Genomic DNA, 23846 nt, shown 5'->3' with positions numbered 1-23846 from the left:
CTGCGCCCGGCCGGGCCCCATGAGGAGGCCGATCTGCCGTCGGCACATTCGCCGACGGCAGATCGGCCGTCGCCGGGCTATCTGATGGGCCAGTCCCGGTGCTCGACCACGATGCCGCTCGGTGCAGGGCTGATCGTCACGTAGACCTTGGCCGTGGCCCGCGTGCCGTACGGGTTGCCCAGGATGCACCCGAGGTCGACGTAGCCGCCCGCGCTGAGGTGCTCGGTCCACGTGAAGCTGCCGATGCGGTTCCCGTCGTAGTAGCACGCGAAGGTGTAGGTGCCGGAGGGGAACGTCGCGTTCGCGTTGACGCGGAAGACCGTGCAGACGCTGGTGTTCTGGCAGTCGCCCCACGAGCCGGTGGCCTTCCCGGGCCCACGCGTGACCCAGATGGTCGGCGGGACCGGGCGAGGGTCGGTGCGGTGCGTCGCCCAGCCGCTCCACGGCCCGCACCCGGCGGCGTTGCACGCCTGCGCCCGGAGGCGGAACGTCTGGTCGTAGTCGTTCCCGACGTCGACCGTCTGCCCCGAGCCGCTGGACCCGCCCTCGATCTGCCAGTTGTAGCGCGAGACGCCGTTGCCGCCGTTCGACGAGGGCGCGGAGATCGAGAAGCGGCCCGAGGTCGCGCTCAGTCGGGACACGGACACGCCCGGCTCGCTGGGCTTGCCGTACGCGCTGATCGACCCGGACGCCGGGCTCGACGTGGACGTGCCGCCCTTGTTCGTCGCGGTGACGGTGAACGTGTAGTTCCCGGCGGGGAGGCCCGTGAAGTCGACGGACGTGCCGTCGACGTCCTTCTTCGCGCCCCCGGGCGACGCCGTGACGGTGTACTTCGTGATCGGGCTGCCGTTCGCGTCGGCGGCACCCCAGGACACGCGCGGGATGCCGCTGTCCTGCCCGCCGCCGCCGACGTTCTGCACGCTCGGCCGGGGCGGAGCCTCGGGGCGACCGTAGGGGACCACGGCCGCGGACGCCGCGCTCTCCGCCGTCCGGCCCGCCTTGTTCTCGGCCGTCACCGTGAACGTGTACGACGACTCGTTGTCGAGGCCCGTCGCCTTGTGGCTCGTCGCGGTGAGGGAGAGCGCGGCGCCGTCGCGGGAGCCGTTCTTGTACCGCTGCAGGGTGTAGCCCTTGATCGCGTCGCCGTTCTCGAACGGCGCCTTCCACGACACGTCGATCGAGCCGCCGTTGAGCGGCGAGTCCGCGGCGCGGACCGCGCTCGGCGTCTCCGGGACGTCCGGCAGGCCCGCCGGGATCTCCTCGGCCGAGTACTCGCCCCAGTCCGAGGGGTCGGGGGCGAGGTTGTTCGCCCGGACGCGGACGCTGTACGCGGTGCCGTTCTCGAGCCCGTTCCACACGTACTGGGTGCCCGAGAGCGCCGTGACCTGGACGGCGCCGCCCTTCGGCGCCGGGGAGATCTCGAGGTCGACCGTCTCGATCGGCGAGCGGTCGGTGTAGGTCTTGTTGGTCCAGGTGACCGTGAGGGACTTGTCGCCGAACTCGAGGGTGGGTGCGGCGGGCGGGTCGGGCTTCTCGTCGGGTCGGGCGACGGCGGAGGCCGGGGAGGCGGGTCCGTCGCCGACGGCGTTGGTCGCGTAGACGGTGAAGGTGTACTCGACGTTGTTGGTCAGGCCGTCCAGGGTGCAGGTGGTGGTGCCGCAGGCCTTCTCGTAGCCGTTCTGGGAGCGCACGGTGTAGCCGGTGATGTCTGCGCCGTTGTTGTTCGGCGGGTCCCAGGTGAGCACGACGGTCTTGGAGCGGATCTCGACGACCTGCGGGGTCGCGGGCGCCTCGGGCTTGCCCAGCACCTTGAGCTGGACGCGGCCCTCGACCATGCGGTCGGGGTCCTTCGTCGCGTCCTGGATCCGGTAGACGACCACCATGACGCCCACGAACGAGTCGGCGGGCGTCACGACGACGTCGCCCCCGCTGTACGACACGTCGCCGCTGCCCGTCTCGACGCTCGCGCCGACGATCTCCAGCGGGGTGTCGGGGAAGGGGTTGGAGTCGTTGGCGAGGACGGGCACGGTGGTGGCCTTGCCCTGGTGGGCGTCGTCGACGGTGTCGGGGTTGGCGCGCGCCAGGGGCCGGGTCGAGGCCACGACGGTCAGGGTCGCGGCGCCCTCGACCGGGGGGTGCTCGCCGTCGGTGACGGTGATCGGGACCTGCACGACCGAGCCCTTGGGCACGTCCGGGGTCGCCTGGGCGCGCAGCGTGGTGCCCTCGACGGTCACGGTCACGCCCTGGGCCTGGCCGGTGGCCTTGAAGGTCAGGGGGTCGCCGTCGGGGTCGGTCGCGAAGCGCGCGAGGTCGATCGAGGCCTCCTCGCCCGCCGCGACGTCGAGCGTCGGGGTCGACAGCTCCGGCGGCAGGTTCTCCGGCGGCACGACGCTGATCGGCAGCGTGAGCAGCGCGGTGTGGCCGTCGGGGTCGTCGGGACCGGAGCCGTCGGTGACCTCGAAGGTCACGGCGGCGGGACCGACGTAGTCCGGCGCGGACGTGTAGGTGATCTCCGTGGTCGAGAGGACCTCGCGCGTGCCCTCGAGCGCGGTGACCTTCTCCTCCGTGGTGAGCCGGGGAGTCTTGCCCTCGACGACCAGGACGTAGTCCGTGATGTCGATGGGCAGCGGCTCGCCGCTCACGACCTCCAGGGGCGTGATGCCGGGACGGAGGGTCGGGGCCTGGTCGGTGAGGCCGGGGACCTTGACGAAGGCCTTGGCGGTCAGGCCGTCGATGTCGGTCGCGGTGTAGGTGATGACCTGGCGGCCCTCGGTGAGGGTGACGGTGAGCTCGCCGTCGGGGGTGACGCTCGCGGTGCTCGCGTCGGTGGTGACGGTGAGCTCGCTCGCGGCGCCGTCGGGGTCCTCGTCGTTGTCCAGGACGGGGACGGTGACCTCGGTCTTGCCCAGGATGTCCTCCACGGGCACGGTGTCGTCGCGCGCGACCGGGGGCAGCAGGGGCGCGTTCGCCGAGACGTTCACGGTGACCGCGCCGGTCGCGCGGGCGCCGTAGGTGTCCTGGATCTGGTAGTAGAACGTGTACGAGCCGTCCTGGTCGGGCGAGGTCAGCACGATGCGGTCGGCCACGACCTCGGCGTCCAGGTCGTGGGTGTCCTCGATCCCGCCCGGGACCAGCCCGACCTGGTCCCCGTCGGGGTCGGTGTCGTTGGCCAGCGCCGCGACCGAGACCGTGCGCCCCGGGCGCACCGTCACCTCGTCGTCCACCGCGACCGGCGACTGGTTGGTGTCCGCGGGACGGGCGATGCCGACGTTGACCGTGCCCGTGGCGGTGGCGCCGCGCGCGTCGAGCACGGAGTACGTGAACGTGTCCGCCCCGGTCGCGTTCTTCGACGCCGCGTACTCGATCATCCCGTCCACGACCCGGGCGGTGCCCTTGCCCGCGGGGGTGGCGATGCCGGTGACCTGGACGGAGTCGCCGTCGGGGTCGATGCCGTCCAGCGGGACCGCGATGCGCACGCTGGACCCGGACAGCACCCGGGCCTCGATCTCGCGCGGCTGCGGCGGGGCGTTGTCCTCGCCGTCGCGGATCCGGATCGTGACCTGGGCCGAGTCCTCCTGCCCGTTGACGTCCCGCACCCGGTAGATCGCGTACGCCGTGCCCGCCTCCGAGCCCGCCTTGAACCGCAGCGTGTCCTCCGACACGAACGCCTCGCCCAGCGCGGGGTCCACGTCCTGCTCCAGCTCGGGCTGCAGGAACAGCTCCAACCCGTCCGGGTGCGTGTCGTTCTTCAGCACCGGGACCGTCACCACGTCGCCCGCGTGCACCGTCACCTCGTCCGCGACCGCGTTCGGCGGCTGCAGCCGCGTCGGCGTCGGCACCGGCACGACCCGCACCTGGCCGGTCGCGGTCTCGGTGCCGTTGGAGGCCGTGTACTCCACCGTCACCGGCGCGTCCAGGCGCCGGATCTCGGTCACCCGCAGCATCTGGTGGGCCAGGATCGCGACCGACACCCCGGCGTCGGCGGGCACGCGCACGGACTGCACGACGAGCACGCCGCCCGCGGGGTCCGTGTCGTTGGCGAGGACGTCCACGAGCGTGGACCCGCCCGCCGGGAGGAGCGCGGTGTCGGTGACGACGACGGGCGCGCCCTCGGCCTCGGACGGCGGCAGGACGTCGACCCGGACGAGGCCCGTGGTCGCGTTCGGGCCGTCGGTCACCTGGTACGTCAGGTCGTAGGAGCGCGGCTCCATCGAGAGGAACGTGAACGTCCCCGCGTCGTAGTTCGGCGTGATCTGCGCCGGGGCGGACTCCGAGACCGACGCCAGGCGCAGCTCGTCCCCGTTCGGGTCGGTGTCGTTGCGCAACGGCTCCACCGTCACCGGCTGCCCCGCCGGGACCACCACGTGGTCGCTCACCGCGACCGGCGGCTGCGGACCGGGCACCACGTCGACCAGCAGCTTGCCCTCGAAGGACAGCTCGCCGTCGGAGACGAGCAGGGTCACGATCTTGCGCCCGGTCGAGCCGCCGCCGTCGCGCAGCTCGACCGTGCCGTCGGGGCGCGAGCGCACGTCGTCGCCCGCGACCGTCGCGGCCGCCGAGGCGAGGTACAGGTCGTCGCCGTCCGGGTCCTTGAAGAAGGGCAGCACCTTGATCGTCGCGGCGCCGCCCTGGGCGACGCGCAGGACCGGGTCGCCGGTCTGCTCGGGGGGAGCGTTCTCGCCCCAGGGGGACACCTTGAGGGTGACGCCCGCCTCGGCGACGCCGCCGCGGCCGTCGGACACGGAGTACCGGAACGACCCGGTGCCCTCGGCGTCCTCGGGGACCACGGCCTGGAGCGCGGCGCCGCCCATGATGGTCTGCACGGTCGCGTTCGACGGCGAGTCCCCGACGAGCGACGCCGTCATCACGTCCCCGTCCGGGTCCACGTCGTTGCCCAGCACCGGCAGGATCGTCGTGCGCCCCGGACGCACCCCGAACGCGTCGTCCTTGGGCTGCGGCGGCCGGTTCGGCTGGGACCGGTCCGCGATGAACTGGTCCACCTGCTCGGGGTTCGTCAGCTCCGCGTCGGCCTCCTCGCCCTCGGCCTCCTCGGGCATCTGGACGTCCCAGTCGTCGACCTTCTGGTACTCGTCCGCCGCCATCCACAACGTCCCCGCCGACAGGTCGTTGAGCACGATGACCTGCCGGTTCACCCGGTACTCCAGGCGGGTCTGGGGGTCGAGCCCTTCGAGGCGCTCGTCGACGTCGCGGTCGGTGCCCTCGCAGTCGCGGATCACCTGGCCGGTCGAGGCCCACGCCCCGTACGTGCACGACCCGAGGCGCACCGGGGCGGCCGGGACGCCCTGGGCGGCGCGGCGCTGGGCGTCGCCGCCCTTCAGGGGCTGGGTTACGAGCGCGTCGGTCGTCGCGACGACGACGTCGCCCGACCCGGCGGACGGCTGCTGGAGCCGCGCCTGCTCCGCGCCCTCGACCGCGACGGTCCGGCCGCCGGGCAGCACGAGCTGCGAGGCGGAGCGGTCGAGGACGACGGGCTCGTCACCGACGGCCGTCACCTCGACCTCGGCGCCCTTCCCGACCGGGAGGGACGTCGACGTCGGGTCGCCGAGGACGGCGCCCTTGCTCGTGGTCTCGACGGTCCACAGGGCCCCGGTCGAGGGGATCGCGGCGAAGACCGTCCCGTCCTCGGACACCGTCAGCGCGCCGTCACCGCCGACCTCGGCCGTCGGGTCGAGCTTCTCGGCGTCGAACGAGGTGGCGCCGTCGAACGGCAGGACCCACAGCAGGCCCTCCTCGCCGTCGAGGATCGCGGTCGTCGCGCCGCCGGAGGCGACCTGCGCCCCGGCCGGCAGGCGGATCTGCCCGGTGAGCTTGAGGTGGGCGACGTCCACGGGGGACGACGTGCTCGTCCCCTGGTCGTCGAGGAGGACGCGGCCCGCGTCCTGCTGCACGTCGAACGACGCGCTGCCCGCGTTGAGCGTGCCGTCCATCGCCTGGGACTCGTAGTTGAACCGCCCCACCAGGCCGGCCGACGTCTTCGTCACCCACACGCCCGAGTCGTTGAGGTCCACGTCCGCCGTGGCCTCGCCCTCGTAGAGCAGCGCCATCCCCACCAGCGCCGTCGAGAACACCGACACGGTGCTCACCGACGCGACGGTACGACGATGCTCGCGGATGGTCGTGAGAAGACCCACCTGTGCTCCTCTGTGCCTGGGCGGGGCACACGTCCGCCCGGTCCCGCCGAGCGGCGGTGACGAGGGGAACGGGTGCTCCGGTGCCCGCAGACTGCCCGCAGAACGCCCCGACGAGGGTAACCGAGGCAGGGTCGCTCAGGGCATGGGGAGCAGTCCCCATGGAGGGTGGAATATTCCCCTGATCAGGGCAGAAGGGACGCACGGGACAGCGCGGCCCGGTCGCGCGTGCGGTCCTCGGCCGCGCGCAGCGACGCGTCGTCCGGGCGGACGGCGGCCGCCGCGGCGCGCGGGGCGGTCGGCACCCGGGACCGGGCGGCCGCGCGGCGGCGGCCGAGGTCGGCCAGGGCGGAGCCCACGAGGACGAGCAGACGGTCCGTGCCACGGGGCTCGGCCGTGCGGGGCAGGGTGGGGGAGTACGCGCTCATGAGGGGTTCTCCTTGCCGTCGATCGTCGGGAAGACGTTGAAGTGGATCTGCACGGGCCGCGCGCCGGGCGCCTGCTCCTGGCCCTGGAACCGCTGGAGCGTCGCGTCGAACGCGTCCCACGCCTCCGCGACCTCGAGCATCTGGTCGGCGGTGAGCCACATGCTCGCCGTCGTCAGACGGCTGCCGTCGAGCCACCGCGTCGGCAGCTCGGGGGAGCGCTCGAGGAACGCCTGGATCTTGCGCGCCCTCGCGGACTCGAACTCGCGGCTCACCATCGCGCCCGCGAGCGTGGCGGCGGCGTCCTCCTCGTCGTGCGGGACGTCGACGGTGAACCCGCCCGGCGGGCGCTCCCACCAGCGCTCGCGCGCCGTCCCGCGGCCCGCGACCTCCCGGACGAAGCCGTGCCGCGCGAGCTGGCGCAGGTGGTAGCTCGTGGACCCGCTGGACTCGCCCACGAGGTCGGCGAGGCGGCTCGCGGTGAGCGCGCCGTGCGTCGAGAGCAGGTCGAGGATCTGCACCCGCAGCGGGTGCGCGAGCGCCTTGAGCTGCGCGGGGCCGAGCGCGGGGTGACGTTCGGCCGGGACGGGTGCCGGTGCGCTGTCGGTGGGCATACGACGACCGTAGCGATGCAAACGACTCTTTGCAAGATTTTCTTTGCAGCGAGATGTTGGCATGTGTCGGACGGCCCACGCGGGGAGCGGGAGCGTGCGCGAGGTGCGAGCATCGAGCGCATGACGCAGGTGGCGGAGCGGGTGCGCGGCGCGGCGGAGCGCGCCATCTTCCTGCGCGTCGCGGGCCCGGACGCCACGGCGACGCGGGCGCGCATCCACGAGACGCCCGGCCCGCGCTGGTTCCCGGCGGGGTCCGCGGTCCAGCGCGTGCACGGCGACGCGTCGATGTTCGTCGGCGGGCTGCGCGCGCTGCTCCTGCAGAGCCTGCACCCGCTCGCGATGGCCGGGGTCGCCGCGCACTCGGGCTACCGGGGGGACCCCTGGGGGCGCCTCCAGCGGACCTCGACGTTCATCGCCACGACGACCTTCGGCACGGCCGACGACGCCGCCGGCGCCGTGGCGGCGGTCCGGGCGGTCCACGAGCGGGTCCGCGGCGTCGCGCCCGACGGCCGCCCCTACCGCGCGAGCGACCCGGACCTGCTGCGCTGGGTCCACGTCGCCGAGACGCAGAGCTTCCTCGTGGCGCACCAGGAGTTCGGGCACCGCCCGCTCGACGCCGCCGGGTGCGACGAGTACGTCGCGCAGGCGGCGGTGGTCGGGCGCGCCCTGGGCGTCGAGGACGTGCCGGTCACGGTGCGCGAGCTGGACGACGCCGTCGCCGGGTACCGTCCGGTGCTCGGTCTCACCCCGGCAGCCCTCGACGCCGCACGGTTCCTCCTCGTCGAGCCGCCGCTGCCGTGGGCCGTGCGTCGGGTGTACGCGGGGCTCGCGGTGGCCGCGCGGGCGTCCCTGCCGGACTGGGCGCGCGCGGGCATGCCGCGCGTGCGGGGACTGCCCCAGCGGTGGGCGCACCCGTCGGGGGAGACGGTCACGCGGCTGCTGCGGTGGGCGCTCCCCGGGGCCTGACGGCGAGGCTCGCCCGGCGGGTCAGGCGTCGTCGCGGCGCCGACGGTAGGCGTCGAGGTCGTCGTTGAGCCGGCCGAGGAGCTCGGCGAGGAGGGCCCGGTCGAGGCGCGACCAGTCCCCGAGCACGTCCGCGTAGAGCGTGGTGCGCGCCACGCGGTGGGCGGCGAGCTCGTCGAGGCCCGTGCCCGTGGGCTCGACGACGACCGCCCGGCCGTCGTGCGGGTCCCGGGCCCGGCGTACGTGCCCGGCCCGTTCGAGCGCGACCACCTGGCGGGTGACGGTGGAGGCGTCGAGGCCGAGGCGCTCGGCGAGCGCGTTGACGTGGAGCGGGCCGTGGGTGCCGAGCGTGTGGAGCAGCAGGTAGCCCGACCGGTCGAGCGTGCCGCCCCGGCGCGACGTCCCGGGGCTCCCCGAGGCGCGCGTGCGCTCCGCGCGACGCAGGAGCTGGGCGACCTCGAGCTCGATCGCGCCCAGCACGTCCTGCGCGCTCGCGTCCCCGCGCGCCTCCGCCTGCGGCTGATCGTTTCCCTCAGCAACCGTCATGGGTGTATTCTACAGATAGTTACCTGCTAGATACAGGTACTTCTCCCGCCGCCGCCCCTCGTGCGGCGGCCTCCCTCACCAGGAAGTGCGACCGAGTGGCCTCCACACGCAACGAACCGAACCGCACCGCCATCTACGCGACCGCCCTCACCGCGTTCTTCGCGATCGCCGGCATCGCCGTCGTCGACCCGATCCTCCCCGTGATCGGCGAGGAGATCGGGGCGTCGACCTGGCAGATCGAGCTCCTCTTCACCGCCTACATCGCCGTCATGGCGCTCGGCATGATCCCCGCCGTCATGGCGACCGGGCGCTTCGGCTACAAGAAGATCCTCGCCACGGGCGTCAGCCTGGTGGCCGTCGCGGCCGTGCTCGCGGCGCTGAGCACGAGCATCGGCCAGCTCGCCGCGCTCCGCGGCCTGTGGGGCCTCGGCAACGCGATGTTCTTCGCGACGGCGATGGTCCTCCTCGTCTCCCTGGCGAACGACCGCGAGTGGGTCGTCGAGCTCTTCGAGACGTGCGTCGGCCTCGGCTTCGCCGTCGGGCCGCTCCTCGGCGGGCTGCTCGGCGGCATCTCGTGGCGCGTGCCCTTCTTCGTGTGCGGCGTCTTCATGCTCGTGGCGCTGCTCGTGTCCGTGACGCGCCTCAAGGACCCCGCCGAGAAGCCCGCGCCGCTGCGCGTCGGCCAGGTCTTCCGCCTGTTCCGCAAGCCCGGCTTCCTCGCGCTCGCCGCGGTCACCGCCGCGTACAACTTCTGCTTCTTCGTCGTGCTCGGGTACACCCCCGTGTTCCTCGGGCTCGACGTCGTGCCGCTCGGTCTCGTCTTCACCGCGTGGGGCGTGGGGCTCGCGGTCGGGATCCTCGTCGTCGGGCACCGGCTCGCGCACCGCGTCGGCGCCGTCCAGACGCTGGGCGTGGCCGTCGTGGGCGTCCTCGTCGCGCTCGTGCTCCTCGCGCTCGACCTCGGGACGGCCTGGTCCGTCGTCGTGCTCGTCGGTGCCGGCGTGTTCATGGGCATCGCGAACGCCAACCTCACGGACCTCTCGCTCGCGCTCGGCGACCCGGACCGCCGCGTGACCACCGGCGCGTTCAACCTGGTGCGCTGGGGCTTCGCCGCCCCCGCCCCGGTCATCGCGGGGCTCCTGCACCCGGTGTCCGCGACCGCGCCGTTCTGGCTCGGGGCGGGGATCCTCGTGCTCGGCGTCGTCGTGTTCGTGGCGTACGGGCACCGGATGGCGGGCGAGCTCGGCGAGCGCGTCCTGTGGTCCCGGTGGAACCGCACGGCCCGGACCGTCGAGGGGACGCCCGAGGAGGCGCTCGGCGAGGTCTGAGCCGCCGGCGGCACCGACGGGGGGAGAGGGTCCTGGGCCGCGCGGCCCGGGACCCTCAGCCCTCCGGGTCGGTCCCGGCGTCGGCCGAGCCGTCGCCCGAGGTGCCCGACGGCGCGCTGGTCGCCGGGTCGGGGTCGGCCGCGGCCGACTCCGCGGCCCGCGTGAGGGCCTCGATCCCGGCCGTCAGCGCGCGCAGGTCGGCGACGTCGAGCCGGTCGAGGAGGTCCGTGAGGGGCTCGTCCTCCTGCGCGACGAGCCGGCGCACCGCCGCGGCGCCGCGCGGGGTCGCGGCGACGAGGCGCACGCGACCGTCCTGCGGGTCGGGGCGGCGCGACGCCATGCCCGCCGCCTCGAGCCGGTCCACGATCCCCGAGAGCGTCGCGGGGGAGATGCCGAGCACGTCCGCGAGCCGGTGCGAGCTCGTCTCCCCGTCGAGCTGCAGCACGGCGAGCGCGCGGAGCTGGGGGACCGTCAGGGTCGTGCGGAGCAGCGGCTCGAGGCGCTGCGCGAGCAGCAGGTCGGCGAGCCGGCGCTGGGCGTCCTCGAGGCGCCGGGCGAGCGCCGCGCGCTCGTCGTCGGCGGGGTGGGTCACGGCGCCGACTCTATCGGTGGGCGCGGGAACCATCCCGAGATGCTTCGCGTTACGCTAACGAAATCGCGACGCCGACGTCGTCTCCCGCCCGACCTGGAACCCCTGGAGGCTCCGTGTCCCGTCTCGCCCGGCTGTCGCTGGCCAACCGCGCGCTCGTCGCGCTCGCCACCGTCGCGATCGCGATCTTCGGCGTCCTCAGCATGGGATCGCTCAAGCAGGAGCTCATCCCGAGCCTGCAGATCCCCACGGCCGCCGTCGTCGGCGCGTACCCGGGCTCGGCCCCGGCGATCGTCGAGCAGCAGGTCACCGTCCCCGTCGAGACGGCCGCGCGCGGGGTCAAGGGGGTCGAGGACGTCACGTCGACGTCGTCGACCGGCCTCTCGGTGACGACCGTCCAGTTCGCGTACGGCACGGACATGGACGCTGCGGCCTCGCAGCTCCAGACGGCCGTCACGCGGCTGCAGTCTCAGCTCCCGGAGGACGTCGAGCCGCAGGTCGTGACCGGCTCCGTGGACGACCTCCCGGTCATCCAGCTCGCCGTGTCGGGCGGCGCGGACGAGGCGGCGCTCGCGGACACCGTGACGTCGAGCCTCGTCCCCGCGCTCGAGGACGTCGAGGGGGTCCGCAGCGTCGCGGTGAGCGGCGTCGCCGACCAGCAGGTGACGATCGCCCTCGACCCCGCCGCGCTCGCCGCCGCCGGGCTCAGCCCGCAGCAGGTCTCCACGATCCTCCAGGACAACGGTGTCGTGGTGCCCGCGGGCACCGTCGCGGAGGGCGACCGCACCCTCAGCGTGCAGGTCGGCACGGCCGTCACGACCGTCGACGAGCTCGCCGCGCTGCCCCTCGTGTCCCCGACCGCGGCGCCCGGCACCCCGCCCGTCGCGCTCGGCGACGTCGCGGCCGTCACCGCGGGCCCCGAGCCCGCGACGTCGTTCTCCCGGCTCGACGGCGAGCCCGCGCTCGCCGTCGCCATCACCAAGACGCCCGCCGGCAACACGGTCGAGGTGTCGCACGCGGTCCAGGACGCGGTCGACGACCTCTCCGGCGTGCTCGACGCCCAGGACGTGCGCGTCGGGGTCGTGTTCGACCAGGCCCCGTTCATCGAGGAGTCCATCGAGGGCCTCGCGACCGAGGGCCTGCTCGGGCTCCTCTTCGCGGTCGTCGTGATCCTGCTGTTCCTCGCGTCGCTGCGCTCGACGCTCGTCTCCGCCGTGTCGATCCCGCTGTCGCTGCTCGTGACCTTCATCGTCATGAACGCCACGGGCTACACGCTCAACATCCTCACGCTCGGGGCGATGACGGTCGCGATCGGCCGCGTGGTCGACGACTCGATCGTCGTCATCGAGAACATCAAGCGGCACCTGTCGTACGGCGAGGAGAAGGTCGGCGCCATCATCGGTGCGGTCAAGGAGGTCGCGGGCGCGATCACCGCCTCGACCGTCGCGACCGTCGCCGTGTTCCTGCCGATCGCGCTCGTGGGCGGCATGGTCGGCGAGCTCTTCCGGCCGTTCGCGCTCACCGTCGCCATCGCGATGCTGGCCTCGCTCTTCGTCGCGCTGACGATCGTCCCGGTCCTCGCGTACTGGTTCATCACGTCGCCGCCCGTCCCGGCCGACCCGGAGGCCGCGCGCCTCGCGGGCGAGCGCGCCCGCGCCGCCGCGGAGGCCAAGGAGCGTCGCGGGCTGTGGCAGCGCGCGTACCTCCCGACGCTGCGGGGGGCCCTGCGCCACCCCGCGATCACGCTCGGTGTGTCGGTCGCGATCCTCGCCGGGACGCTCGCGCTCGTGCCGCGGCTCGAGACCAACTTCCTCGGCGACACCGGCCAGGACACGCTCACCGTCACCGAGTCGTTCGCGCCGGGCACGTCGCTCGACGCGCAGGACGCCGCCGCGCGCGACGTCGAGCAGGCGCTCCTCGACGTCGACGGCGTCGCCACGGTCCAGACGACCGTCGGCACCGCGGGTGGCCCGGAGGCCGCGTTCTTCGGCGGCGGCGGGTCGCCGACGGCGACGTTCGCCGTCACGCTCGACGTGGACGCCGACGCCGTGGCGGCCCAGGAGGACGTGCGCGACGCCGTCTCCGGGCTGGGCGGCGACGCGAGCGAGGGCATCGAGGTCGCGGGTGCTGACGCCGCGTTCGGCAGCTCTACGGTCGACCTCGTGGTCCGCGCCCCCGACACCGACACCCTCGCCGCGGCCGCCGCCGAGGTGCAGGAGCTCGCGGAGGGGACCGACGGGGCCGCGCAGGTGACGAACAACCTCGCCGCCGCCCAGGCCACCGTCCAGGTGACCGTCGACCGCGAGGCGGCGGCCGCCGTCGGGCTCACGGAGACGCAGGTGGCCGGGACGGTCGCGGGGGTCATGTCCCCGGCCCCGGTCGGCACGGTGAACCTCGGCGACGGCCCGGTGCAGGTGCGCGTGGTCGCGGGCGAGGCGCCGGCGACGGTCGCCGAGCTCGAGCAGGTCGTGCTGCCCACCGCCGCGGGCCCCGTGCCGCTCACGCAGGTCGCCGAGGTCGCGGAGGTCGAGGTCCCCACCTCGATCACGCGCGTCGACGGCGAGCGCAGCGCGACGATCGCCGTCACGCCCGCGGGGCAGGACCTCGGCGCGCTGACCACCGAGCTGACGACCGCGATCGACGGCCTCGAGCTCGAGGGCGGGGCGACGGTCGAGGTCGGGGGCGTCGCCGCCGACCAGGCCGACGCCTTCGCCGACCTCGGGCTCGCGCTGCTCGTCGCGATCCTCATCGTCTACCTCGTCATGGTCGCGACGTTCCGCAGCCTCCTGCAGCCGTTCATCCTGCTCGTGTCGATCCCGTTCGCCGCGACGGGCGCGCTGCTCCTGCTGCTCGCCACGGGGACGCCGCTGGGCGTGCCGGCCCTCATCGGCCTGCTCATGCTCGTCGGCATCGTGGTGTCGAACGCGATCGTGCTCATCGACCTCATCAACCAGTACCGCGAGCGCGGGCGGGCGCTCGACGACGCCGTCATGGAGGGGTCGCGCAAGCGGCTGCGCCCTATCGTCATGACCGCCGCCGCGACGATCTTCGCGCTCACGCCCATGGCCATCGGGATCACGGGCGGCGGCGCGTTCATCTCCCAGCCGCTCGCGCTCGTCGTCATCGGCGGCCTGCTGAGCTCGACGCTGCTCACGCTCGTCGTCGTGCCGGTGCTCTACACGCTCGCCGAGCGCCGCGGCGAGAAGCGCGCAGCGAGGAAGGCGGCCAAGGAGGAGGCCCGGGCCCAGGCCGAGGCCGACAAGGCCGCCGCCGAGGAGACGACGGCGAACGCCTGAACCGCCCGACCGTCCCCGACCCGCCGGACCCGCCGGGCCCCCGCCGACCAGGCGACCCCGGCGGGCCGAGCAGGTGGTCTTGGCGCGTCAGATGTCCTGGACGCGCCGGAACCACCTGCTCGGCGCGGGGGCGGGTCAGTCAGGAGGGGCGGGCGACGCCCGTCTCGTAGGCGAGCACGACGGCCTGGACGCGGTCGCGCAGGCCGAGCTTGCCGAGGACGCGCCCGACATGGGTCTTGACCGTCGCCTCCGAGAGCACGAAGCGCTCGGCGATCTCGGCGTTCGTCAGCCCCTCACCGAGGGCCTCGAAGACCTCGAGCTCGCGCGCGGTGAGGTCGGCGAGGCGCGGGTCGTCCCGGCCGGTCGGTGCCTGGGCCGGGGCGGCGGTGCCGTCCTGCGGGAGCTGGCCGGAGAACATCTCGAGCATGCGGCGCGTGATGCGCGGGGAGACGGCGGCATCGCCGCTCGCGACGGCGCGGATCGCCCCGACGAGCTCGCCGGGCTTGGCGTCCTTGAGGAGGAAGCCGCTCGCCCCGGCGCGCAGGGCGGCGAACGCGTACTCGTCGAGGTCGAACGTCGTGAGGATGATGACGCGCGACCCGGGCTGGGCGGCGACGATCCGCTCCGTCGCCTCGATGCCGTTCGTGCCGGGCATGCGCACGTCCATGAGCACGACGTCCGGCGCGAGCGCGGAGGCCTGCGCGACGCCCGTCTCGCCGTCCCCGGCCTCGCCGACGACCTCGATGTCGTCCTCGGCGGCGAGGATCATGCGGAAGCCCATGCGCAGCAGGGCCTGGTCGTCGACGAGCAGCACCCGGATCGGTGCCCCCGTTCCCGTCATGTGCGTTCCCGTCCGTCGTCGCGTGCGCCGGCCTGGCGGCCGGGGTCGAGGTCGAGGCGCAAGCTCGCCCGCACCTCCCAGCCCGTCCCGCTCGGCCCCGCGGACACGGTACCGCCGTAGACCGCGGCCCTCTCCCGCATCCCGATGATCCCGCGCCCGGTGCCGACGGGGACGCCGGGCGGGTGCTGCTCCGCGACGGACGGCGGGAGCCCGCGCTCGTCGGCGCTCGCGCCCTCCCCGGGACGACGGCCCGCCTGGTTGACGACGCGCAGCTCGAGCCAGTCGGCGCCGGGCTCGGCGCGGCGCGACACCTCCACGAGGACCACGGGGGACAGGGGTGCGTAGCGCAGCACGTTCGTCAGGGCCTCCTGGACGATGCGGTGCGCGGTCTGGCGCAGGGCGGGGCCGGGCGTCGGCTGCGGGCCGGAGCGCACGAGCCGGACGGGCAGCCCGGCGGTACGGAACCGCTCGACGATCTCCTCGAGCTCGGGCGTCTCGTGCGCGGGCGCGAGGGGCACGGTCTGCTCGCCGCCCGGCTCGCGCAGGACGCCGAGGACGCGCCGCATGTCGGCGAGCGCGGCGCGGCCGGTCGCGGTGAGCTCGTCGAGCGCGTGGCCCGCGAGCTCGGGGTTCTTGGCGCCCGACGCCTTGGCGCCGTCCGCGAGGGCGACCATCACGGTGAGGGAGTGCGCGACGACGTCGTGCATCTCGCGCGCGATGCGCGTGCGCTCGGCGGCGGCGGCGAGCTGCGCCTGCTGGTCGCGGTCGCGCGCGATGGAGTTGGCGCGCTCGACGAGGTCGGACACGTGCTGGCGGCGCGCGCGCACGTTCGTGCCGATCGCGAGCGCGACGAGGCAGAGGATGGTGGTCACGAGCATGCCGACGATGCGGTCGACGGTCGCGCGGCCCGGCTCGACGCTCTGGCGCAGGACCTCCCCCTCCGGGGTGGTGACCACGTCGTACCAGAGCAGGGTCGCGCCGGAGAGCGCGAGGACGGTGATCGCGAGCACGGGCCACGCGATGCGCGAGGGCCGCGACGCCGCGACGGCGTAGACGGCGAACATCGCCGCGACCTCGAACCCGGCCGTGTCGCCGGTGACGCCGATGGCGACGACCCCGACCACGGTGAGCGCGAGCGCGACCGTGACGGGCCGACGGCGGCGCCAGTACAGGAGCACACCGCCGACGAGGAAGAACACGAGCGACAGCGCCGTCGTCCCGCGGGGCTGCGACGCGGTGAGCGCGTACAGCACGCCGGGCACGACGAAGACGGCCACGACGACCCAGTCCATGACGACCGGGTGCCGCGCGAAGTACCGGCGGACGGGGCCGAGCCGGCGCGCGTCGAGCTCGGTGAAGGGAGCGGGCGCGGGGCGCAGGGGGTGGGTCGACGAGCCCGGGCTCCCCGGGGCGGCGGGCTCCACCGGCTCCGGGCGCGCCACGGCCGACGCCGGACGAGCGGCCTGCTCGTCCGGCGTCGGCGGGGTGGTGGGCCGGGTGGTCACGCGTCCCGGCGCTTGAGGACGACCGCGGCCGCGGCGACCAGCGCGGCGGTCCAGCCGAGGAGCACGGCGTAGCCGGGCCACGGCGCGATCGTGTCGCTGCCCGACATGTTGCCGCCGAGCACGATCTGCTCGCCGGCGGACGCGGGCAGCGCGTTGTAGAGCGTCTGGACCCAGTCGGCACCGGTCACGCCCATAACGATCCCGAGGACCATCGACAGGACGAAGAACACGGCGACGAGCGTGAAGATCGCCCCCGCGGAGCTGCGGAGCAGCACGCCGACCGCGACGGAGAAGAGCGCGACGGTCGTGAGGTAGAGCACGACGCCGATCAGGGCGCGCTGGTCGTCCGCCGACGAGAAGTCGACGGTCATGTCCTTGCCCGACAGGATCGGGTACGTCACCAGCCACGACAGCCCGACGGCCACGACGGTCGTCACCGCGGTCACCACGCCGACGACGATCATCTTCGCCGCGAGCGCGGGGAGACGGCTCGGCACGGCGGAGAGCGTGGAGCGGATCATGCCGGTCGAGTACTCGCCCGTCACGGTGAGCGCCCCGAGCACGGCCACGGCCAGCTGCGCGAACGTGTAGCCGACGGTGATCACGGTGATGCCGACCCCGTCGGTCGACCCCATGCCGGCCTCCTCGGCCGAGACACCCGCGGACTGCATGGAGGACATGACGGCCGCGAACATGAGCGAGAAGCCCACCATGACGACGACGGTGATGCCGAGCGTCCACCAGGTGGAGCGCAGGGTGCGGAACTTGATCCACTCCGAGCGCAGCACGTGGCCGAACGAGAGGCGGTAGGGGGAGGTGCGGGACGCCGTCGGGCCGGCGCCGGTGGCGAGGGTCGTGGCGCTCATCGCTGCGCTCCTTCGAGGGAGTCGGTGGGGGCCGGTGCGCCCGCGGTCGCGCCCGCGGCACCGTGGCCGATGTGGTTCTGCGCGGAGTCGGTCTGGTACTCGACCGCGTCCGCCGTGAGGGCCATGTAGGCGTCCTCGAGCGTGGACGTGACCGGCGTGAGCTCGTGCAGCACGAACCCCTTGGCCGCGGCGAGCTCGCCGATCCCGGGGGCGTCCGCGCCCGTGACGACGAGCAGGCTCGGCTCGTCGCTCGTGACGGTCGCGCCGTCGCTCGTGAGGAGCTCCGCGAGCTGCGTGGCGTGCGGGGTGCGCACGCGCACCGTGCGCTGCTGCGAGCCGTTGACGATGTCGCTCACCGGGGCGTCCGCGATAATGCGGCCCTTGCCGATGACGATGATGTGGTCGGCGGTGAGGGCGACCTCGCTCATGAGGTGGCTCGACAGGAAGACGGTGCGGCCCTCGGAGGCGAGGTAGCGCGCGAGGTTGCGCACCCACAGCACGCCCTCGGGGTCCAGGCCGTTGACGGGCTCGTCCAGGATGAGGGTCTTGGGGTCGCCCAGCAGCGCGGACGCGATGCCCAGGCGCTGGCCCATGCCGAGGGAGAAGCCGCCCACGCGCTTCTTGGCGACCGGCTGCAGGCCGGTCATCTCGATGACCTCGTCCACGCGCTGGGTCGGGATGCCGTGCGTGGCGGCCATCGCGAGCAGGTGGTTGTAGGCCGAGCGGCCGGTGTGCACGGCCTTGGCGTCCAGCAGCGCGCCGACCTCGGTCAGCGGTGAGCGGTGCTGGGCATAGGGGCGCCCGTTGACGGTGACGGTCCCGGCGGTGGGGCGGTCCAGGCCCATGATCATGCGCATGGTCGTGGACTTGCCCGCGCCGTTGGGGCCCAGGAAGCCGGTCACGGTCCCGGGACGCACGGTGAACGAGACGCCGTCCACCGCGGTCTTGGGCCCGTACCTCTTGGTCAGGCCGCGTGCTTCGATCATGACTTCGCCCCTCCGAGGGTCGTTCGTCCGGGATGGTCCTGGTGCACCGCGGGAAGGTCGCTCCGGTCCGGCCGGGCCCCTCACCGCGAGGTACGTCTCGAGCCTACGGACGGGCTCGGCGTCGGGCAGCCACCTTGCGACGTATCTTGCCGCCGTCGTGACCCGGGGCGCGTACGCCGCGCGGCGTACACGACGTCCCGGCGCGTGGTCCGCTGGTCGGGACTTCGCCCGCGAGGCGCGGAAAACCCGCGGGAACAGTGGCCGGGACTCGCACGTTCCCTAGGATGAACACAGGCCAGCGACACCCGACTCGAGGCGAGACGCCGATGACGAGGCCCGCTGAGAGGTAGTGGACGCCGCGACCAGGAGGAGCTCATGAGCAACCCCGTCTTCAACAACAGCGCGGTCTTCGGCGAGCCGAAGAACCGGCGCGGTGGGGCGGCCACGCAGGCCGCGCCCGCCTACGGGAGCCCGCCCGCACAGGGCCAGGGCCCCGCGTACGGCACGCCCCCGCAGGGCGCGCAGGGGGGTGCGTACGGCGCCCAGACCGCGGACGCGGCGCAGCTCGACGCGATGTACAGCGCGCCGTCGGCGACCACGGCGGACACCAAGCGCCTCACGTACGACGACGTGATCATGAAGACGGGCGGTCTGCTCGCGCTGCTCGTCGTCGTCGGGGCGGCGTCGTGGTACCTCACGCCGCAGATGCCGTTCCTCTACCTGCTGGGTGCGATCGCCGGCCTGGTGCTCGGCCTGGTCAACGCGTTCAAGCGGAACCCCAGCCCGGCCCTGATCATCGCCTACACCGTGGCCCAGGGCCTGTTCCTCGGTGGCATCAGCCTCGCGTTCGGCACCATGACCGTCGGCAACGGCGGGAACCTCACGGACATCGTCTTCCAGGCGGTCCTCGCGACCGTCGCGACGTTCGCGGCCGCGCTGTTCCTGTTCCGCTCCGGCAAGGTGCGCGTCACCCCGAAGTTCACGCGCTGGCTGCTCATCGCGATGGTCGGGTACCTCGCGTTCTCGCTCGTCAACGTCGTCCTCGTGCTCTTCGGCGTCCTCGACGGCTGGGGCATGCGCGGCGGCACGATCGGCATCGTCGTCGGGCTCATCGCGGTCGGCCTGGCCGCCGCGTCGCTCATCGTCGACTTCGACTCGATCAAGCGTGGCGTCGAGGCCGGTGTCCCCGCCAAGTTCGCGTGGTCGGCCGCGTTCGGCCTCATGGTCACGCTGATCTGGCTCTACCTCGAGTTCCTGCGCCTCTTCGCGATCCTGCAGAGCAGCGACTGACGGTGGCGCGCAGCACCCGTGAACCGGCACCCGCGGCGGACCTCCCGCCGCGGGTGCCGGTGTTTCTGGCCGGGCTCGTCGTCGCGGCGGCCGCGATGCTCGGCGTCCAGGTCCTGTACATGGTCGTCTCGGGCGCGCCGCCCGCGTGGCTGTCGTTCGCGGCGCTCCTCATCCTGCTCAGCGTCCCGACGGCGGGTGCCGCCGTCGCCTGGCTCGGGACCCGGATCACGCGCGACGCCACGGAGCGCCGGGCCGCGCTCGTGTTCGCGGCGCTCGGCCTCGTGGCCGGAGCGCTCTGGGGGTCGTTGCTCGCGGGCGGGATCGCCCGACAGCTCGCCGACGCGGGCGTGGGCGGCGGAGGTGCGCTCGTGGCGGGTGCGGCCGCCGTCGTCGGGGTCACCGCCGCGGTCGGCGCGGGTCTCGGCCGGCTCGTGGCGCCCGAGGCCTCCGACCGCCCGCTGCTCGTCGTCGTGCTCGGCGTCGTCGTGGTCCTTGTGGCGATCCTGGGTCTCGTCGGCTGACGGCCCACCCCGTGAGCGCGGGAGAGAGTCGCGGTCGGACGTCTCCGCCGCGGCTCTTTCCCGCACTCAACGGGTGGGGTCAGGCGGGCAGGCGGCCGGCGGCCGAGGCGAAGCCGAGCCACGTGTGGCGGTTCCCGGCCCAGCACCACCCGACCTTCGGGGCGCCGCGGCGCTCGCGCCCGTCGCGTCCCGTGCCGTTCGAGATCCACAGCGCGGGGGTGCGGGTGTCGAGGCGGCCGTCGGGCTTGCGCAGCCGTGAGCCGACCGTCATGTAGCAGTGGTTGCGCGCGAGGACGTCCGGCGCCTGGAGCGCCCAGTGGATCCCCTCGTGCAGCAGGAGCGGCGTCCGGCCGCGCGCCGTGAGCTCCGGCAGCGCCTCGTCCGGGGACCAGCTCGCCACGTCGTCGCCGCGGTCGACGTCCGTCACGAGCGAGAGCGGCCCCGGCGGGACGACGATCCCCTCGATCGGCGCGAAGCGGTCCACGTCCGTCATGTCGACGACGACGAAACCCTCCTTCTCGCCGTCCTTCGCCGGGAGCCGCAGCAAGGGTGCGAGGGCCGACGGCGGCGCGAGCGCCGGGTCGACGACGAGCAGCGCGCCCGCGGGGGCGGTCGCCGCGAGGTCGGCCGCGGCGGCGCGGAACGCCTCCGCGGTGAGGCCGGCGATGTCGTGGACGCCGAGCGCGACGAGGCGCTCGGCCTGGGCGACGACGTCGGGCAGCGGGGGGAGCGCGGGCGGCGCGGAGGCCGCCGCGGGGGACGCGGGACGGGTGGCGGCGGTCGTGGGCTCGGGCACGGGTCACCTCTCGGTCGGGGATGTCGGCGTCCTCAACGTTCTACACCGTACGGGAATTCCCGTCGCGAGCCGCCCTCACGCCCGGCGTCGGTCGGGACGGCGCCCGGTCGAGCACGCGCGCGGCGCCGGATCGGGGATGATCGGGGCATGAGATACGCAGAGCACGTGTCCGAGCTCGTCGGCGGTACCCCGCTCGTCCGGCTGTCCCGTGTCACCGCAGGCCTCAGCGCGACGATCCTCGCCAAGGTCGAGTACGTGAACCCCGGCGGCTCCGTCAAGGACCGCATCGCGCTGAAGATGGTCGAGGCCGCGGAGGCGTCGGGCGAGCTCCGGCCCGGCGGCACGATCGTGGAGCCCACGTCGGGCAACACGGGCGTCGGCCTCGCGCTCGTGGCGCAGCGCAAGGGGTACGACTGCGTCTTCGTCTGCCCGGACAAGGTGAGCCAGGACAAGCGCGACGTGCTGCGCGCGTACGGCGCGCGCGTCGTCGTCACGCCGACCGCCGTGGCCCCCGACCACCCCGACTCCTACTACTCGGTCTCCGACCGGCTGGTCCGCGAGATCCCGGGCGCGTGGAAGCCGAACCAGTACGCGAACCCGAACGGCCCGGCGTCGCACTACGAGTCCACCGGCCCCGAGGTCTGGGCCGACACCGACGGTCGCGTGACGCACTTCGTCGCCGGGGTCGGCACGGGCGGCACCATCACCGGCACGGGCCGCTACCTCAAGGAGGTCTCCGCGGACCGCGCCGACTCCGACGGCGGTCGCGTGCGCGTCGTCGGCGCGGACCCGGCGGGCTCGGTCTACTCCGGCGGCGACGGGCGCCCGTACCTCGTCGAGGGCGTGGGCGAGGACTTCTGGCCGGACGCCTACGACCCGGCGGTCCCCGACGAGGTCATCCCGGTCAGCGACGCGGACTCGTTCGCGATGACCCGGCGCCTCGCGCGCGAGGAGGGCCTGCTCGTCGGCGGGTCGTGCGGCATGGCGGTCGAGGCGACGCTGCGGCTCGCGCGCCGGCTCGAGGAGGAGGACCCGGAGGCGGCCGCGCGGGCCGTCATCGTCGTCCTGCTGCCGGACAGCGGGCGCGGCTACCTCTCCAAGATCTTCAACGACGCGTGGATGCGGTCCTACGGGTTCCTGCCCGACGAGGAGGGCGTGACCGCGGGCGACGTGCTGCGCGCGAAGGACGGCCGCCTGCCCGACCTCGTGCACACGCACCCGAGCGAGACGGTCCGCGACGCCATCGAGATCCTGCGCGAGTACGGGGTGTCGCAGATGCCCGTCGTCGGCGCCGAGCCGCCCGTGAAGAGCGGGGAGGTGGCCGGGTCGGTGAGCGAGCGCGCGCTGCTCGACGCCGTCTTCTCCGGCCGCGCGTCGCTCGCCGACCGCGTGGACCAGCACATGGAGCCCCGCTTCCCGCTCATCGGCGCGGGCGAGGGCGTCGAGGCCGTGCGCACCGCGCTGCACGACGCCGACGCGCTGCTCGTCGTCGAGGACGGCGACCCGGTCGGGGTCCTCACGCGGCACGACCTCCTGGGGTTCGTCGCCGCGCGCTGACCCCGCCGGGCCCGGCGCGCGCCTCAGGCTCCGGCCGGCGGGCGCGCGAGGGACGCCAGGCCCGCGAGGAGCGCGCGGACGTGCAGGTCGAAGCTGCGGTCGAGGTCGTCGGGCAGGCGGTAGCCGCCGCCGACCTCGAGCGCGACGAAGCCGTGCAGGCTCGCACGCACGGACCGGACGGCGTCGACCGTGCGGTCCTCGGGGAGGTCGAACCCGCGCAGCACGGCGGCGACGACCTGGACGCTGCGCCCCGCGGCCGCCGACAGCGCGGCGTCCGCGGGGTCGTCCGGGTCGGGGGCGACCTGCACGGCCGCGTACCGGCCGGGGTGCGCTCGGGCGTACCGCCGGGTCGCGTGCGCGAGGGCGGCGACGGCGTCGGGCCCGGCGAGACCGACCGTCGCGTCGGTGAGGGCGCGCGTGTAGTCCCCGACGGCGACGACGGCGACCTCGCGGCGCAGCGCGGCGAGCGAGCCGACGTGCTTGTAGAGGCTCGGCGTCGCGACGCCTGCCTGCGCGGCGACCTTGGCGAGCGTGAGGTCGGCGAAGCCCGTCGGGCCGCCGGCGTCGACGAGGTCGAGCGCGATCCGGACGACGGCGTCGTGGGACAGCCCGGCCCTAGCCACGCGCGTCCTCCGACCGCTCGGCGTCCGGGCGCGCGTCGGCGTCGGGCAGACCGGAGAGGAAGTCGAGGGTCGCGGCCACGACCTCCTCGGGGGCCTGGAGCTGGGGGTAGTGGCCGACGTCGGGCAGCAGGAGCGTGGTCGCGCCGAGCGCCTGCTCGGCCCATGCGGCCTCGGCGGCCGGGTCGGCGTAGTCGGGGTCGAGCGCGCCGTAGACCGCGAGCACGGGCGCCTCGACCTGCGCGACGCGCGGCTCGACGACGCGGTGGTCGAGCTGGAGGGTGAGGTCCCGGAAGGAGCGCAGGCGCCCCGGCTCGGAGAGGTTGGCGCGGATCGCGGCCTGGTGCGAGGCGAGGCGCGCGGGGGTGCGGCCCTTGTTCAGCGAGCCGTAGAACGCGGCCCAGAACGCCGCGCCCCACGGCCGCGCGAGCGCGACGCGGTAGAGCACGCGCATCGCGCGGAGCCTCGCGGGGGACGACGGCTCGCGCAGGAACCCGTCGAGCAGGACGAGCCCGCGCACGAGGTCGGGGCGCTGGGCCGCGGCGACCACGGCGGCCGACGCCGCCATGGAGCTGCCCAGCAGGACGGCCGGGCCGGCGCCCAGGTGCTCGACGAGCGCGACGTAGTCGGACGCGGTCGCCTCGTCGCCGTGCGTCGCGAAGGTCGTGTCGCTGTCGCCGTGGCCGCGCAGGTCCATGACGACGACGCGGTGGCCCGCGGCGAGGAGGTCGGGGACGACGTCGTCGTAGGTGGCGCGGAGGTCGCCCATGCCGGGCGCGGCGACGACGAGCGGGCCGGAGCCCTGGTCGGTGTAGGCGAGGCGTCCCTCCGTGCGGGCGAGGTGGCGCACGGTCGGGTGCTGGCTCGTGGTCATAGCCCAAAGGCTAATGCCATTAGCCAACGAGGGCAAGAGTTTCGGCGATCGCGCCCGGCCGGGTCGGGGCGACCCGCGTA

General features: G+C 74.3%; 18 protein-coding genes. 6 read left to right on the top strand and 12 right to left on the bottom strand.

Annotation, left to right across the window (positions count from 1 at the left end):
* Positions 1 to 77: 77 nt before the first annotated feature.
* The 3 genes from RSE42_RS14430 to RSE42_RS14420 all read right to left on the bottom strand — a co-directional run bounded on the left by RSE42_RS14430 (position 78) and on the right by RSE42_RS14420 (position 7188).
* On the bottom strand, positions 78 to 6104 hold the full coding sequence (locus tag RSE42_RS14430) for an Ig-like domain-containing protein (protein ID WP_415296757.1): 6027 nt from the start codon (positions 6102 to 6104) through the stop codon (positions 78 to 80).
* 230 nt (positions 6105 to 6334) lie between these two features.
* Entirely contained in the window at positions 6335 to 6577 is a 243-nt protein-coding gene (locus RSE42_RS14425; RefSeq protein WP_415296755.1) for a hypothetical protein, read from the bottom strand.
* A complete protein-coding gene (locus RSE42_RS14420; protein ID WP_085387470.1) occupies positions 6574 to 7188 on the bottom strand; it encodes an ArsR/SmtB family transcription factor in 615 nt (204 codons plus the stop codon). The genes RSE42_RS14425 and RSE42_RS14420 overlap by 4 nt, the downstream gene beginning before the upstream one ends.
* A gap of 120 nt (positions 7189 to 7308) precedes the next feature.
* On the opposite strand from RSE42_RS14420, the gene RSE42_RS14415 reads away from it, so the two are divergent.
* The gene (locus RSE42_RS14415) at positions 7309 to 8154 is read left to right on the top strand and encodes an oxygenase MpaB family protein (protein WP_415296753.1); all 846 of its coding nucleotides are present in this window, start codon (positions 7309 to 7311) and stop codon (positions 8152 to 8154) included.
* A 21-nt stretch (positions 8155 to 8175) separates the two neighbouring features.
* Here RSE42_RS14415 and RSE42_RS14410 read toward each other — a convergent pair whose 3' ends face one another.
* Complete coding sequence (locus RSE42_RS14410; RefSeq protein ID WP_415296752.1) at positions 8176 to 8697, bottom strand: MarR family winged helix-turn-helix transcriptional regulator; 522 nt, start codon at positions 8695 to 8697, stop codon at positions 8176 to 8178.
* Positions 8698 to 8792: 95 nt separating this feature from the next.
* On the opposite strand from RSE42_RS14410, the gene RSE42_RS14405 reads away from it, so the two are divergent.
* Positions 8793 to 10025 carry an MFS transporter gene (locus tag RSE42_RS14405; RefSeq protein WP_051028020.1) on the top strand — a complete coding sequence of 411 codons (1233 nt, stop codon included), beginning with the start codon at positions 8793 to 8795 and terminating at the stop codon, positions 10023 to 10025.
* A 55-nt stretch (positions 10026 to 10080) separates the two neighbouring features.
* On the opposite strand, the gene RSE42_RS14400 is transcribed toward RSE42_RS14405, so the two are convergent.
* Entirely contained in the window at positions 10081 to 10617 is a 537-nt protein-coding gene (locus RSE42_RS14400) for a MarR family winged helix-turn-helix transcriptional regulator (protein WP_051028023.1), read from the bottom strand.
* A 113-nt stretch (positions 10618 to 10730) separates the two neighbouring features.
* Here RSE42_RS14400 and RSE42_RS14395 point away from each other — a divergent pair, with 113 nt between their 5' ends.
* Positions 10731 to 13910 carry an efflux RND transporter permease subunit gene (locus RSE42_RS14395; protein WP_415296749.1) on the top strand — a complete coding sequence of 1060 codons (3180 nt, stop codon included), beginning with the start codon at positions 10731 to 10733 and terminating at the stop codon, positions 13908 to 13910.
* 139 nt (positions 13911 to 14049) lie between these two features.
* Here the strand turns inward: RSE42_RS14395 and RSE42_RS14390 are convergent, their stop codons facing one another.
* The 4 genes from RSE42_RS14390 to RSE42_RS14375 are packed head-to-tail and all read right to left on the bottom strand — an operon-like array spanning position 14050 to position 18108.
* Positions 14050 to 14751 (bottom strand): response regulator, encoded by a 702-nt coding sequence (locus tag RSE42_RS14390; protein ID WP_034655510.1) that lies wholly within the window; start codon positions 14749 to 14751, stop codon positions 14050 to 14052.
* Complete coding sequence (locus tag RSE42_RS14385) at positions 14748 to 16256, bottom strand: sensor histidine kinase (protein ID WP_194521118.1); 1509 nt, start codon at positions 16254 to 16256, stop codon at positions 14748 to 14750. The genes RSE42_RS14390 and RSE42_RS14385 overlap by 4 nt, the downstream gene beginning before the upstream one ends.
* A complete protein-coding gene (locus RSE42_RS14380; RefSeq protein WP_415296747.1) occupies positions 16253 to 17122 on the bottom strand; it encodes an ABC transporter permease subunit in 870 nt (289 codons plus the stop codon). The genes RSE42_RS14385 and RSE42_RS14380 overlap by 4 nt, the downstream gene beginning before the upstream one ends.
* Positions 17119 to 18108 (bottom strand): ABC transporter ATP-binding protein, encoded by a 990-nt coding sequence (locus RSE42_RS14375; protein WP_211933032.1) that lies wholly within the window; start codon positions 18106 to 18108, stop codon positions 17119 to 17121. Before RSE42_RS14375 ends, RSE42_RS14380 begins: the two co-directional genes overlap by 4 nt.
* A 375-nt stretch (positions 18109 to 18483) precedes the next feature.
* Here RSE42_RS14375 and RSE42_RS14370 point away from each other — a divergent pair, with 375 nt between their 5' ends.
* Complete coding sequence (locus RSE42_RS14370) at positions 18484 to 19398, top strand: Bax inhibitor-1/YccA family membrane protein (RefSeq protein ID WP_415296745.1); 915 nt, start codon at positions 18484 to 18486, stop codon at positions 19396 to 19398.
* Between the two features lie 53 nt (positions 19399 to 19451).
* A complete protein-coding gene (locus RSE42_RS14365; RefSeq protein WP_137281140.1) occupies positions 19452 to 19919 on the top strand; it encodes a hypothetical protein in 468 nt (155 codons plus the stop codon).
* Positions 19920 to 19998: 79 nt separating this feature from the next.
* Here the strand turns inward: RSE42_RS14365 and RSE42_RS14360 are convergent, their stop codons facing one another.
* The gene (locus RSE42_RS14360) at positions 19999 to 20715 is read right to left on the bottom strand and encodes a DUF5701 family protein (protein ID WP_415296743.1); all 717 of its coding nucleotides are present in this window, start codon (positions 20713 to 20715) and stop codon (positions 19999 to 20001) included.
* Positions 20716 to 20862: 147 nt separating this feature from the next.
* On the opposite strand from RSE42_RS14360, the gene RSE42_RS14355 reads away from it, so the two are divergent.
* On the top strand, positions 20863 to 22272 hold the full coding sequence (locus RSE42_RS14355) for a cystathionine beta-synthase (RefSeq protein WP_114554192.1): 1410 nt from the start codon (positions 20863 to 20865) through the stop codon (positions 22270 to 22272).
* A 23-nt stretch (positions 22273 to 22295) separates the two neighbouring features.
* On the opposite strand, the gene RSE42_RS14350 is transcribed toward RSE42_RS14355, so the two are convergent.
* On the bottom strand, positions 22296 to 22895 hold the full coding sequence (locus RSE42_RS14350; protein WP_409142162.1) for a TetR/AcrR family transcriptional regulator: 600 nt from the start codon (positions 22893 to 22895) through the stop codon (positions 22296 to 22298).
* Entirely contained in the window at positions 22888 to 23766 is an 879-nt protein-coding gene (locus RSE42_RS14345) for an alpha/beta fold hydrolase (protein WP_415296740.1), read from the bottom strand. The genes RSE42_RS14350 and RSE42_RS14345 overlap by 8 nt, the downstream gene beginning before the upstream one ends.
* Positions 23767 to 23846: the final 80 nt, after the last annotated feature.

Source organism: Cellulosimicrobium sp. SJTW-1 (assembly GCF_047716875.1).
Taxonomy (GTDB): Bacteria; Actinomycetota; Actinomycetes; order Actinomycetales; family Cellulomonadaceae; genus Cellulosimicrobium; species Cellulosimicrobium funkei.
Note: the sequence above shows the minus strand (reverse complement) of the source record. Positions and strands in the feature narration are given on the sequence as shown.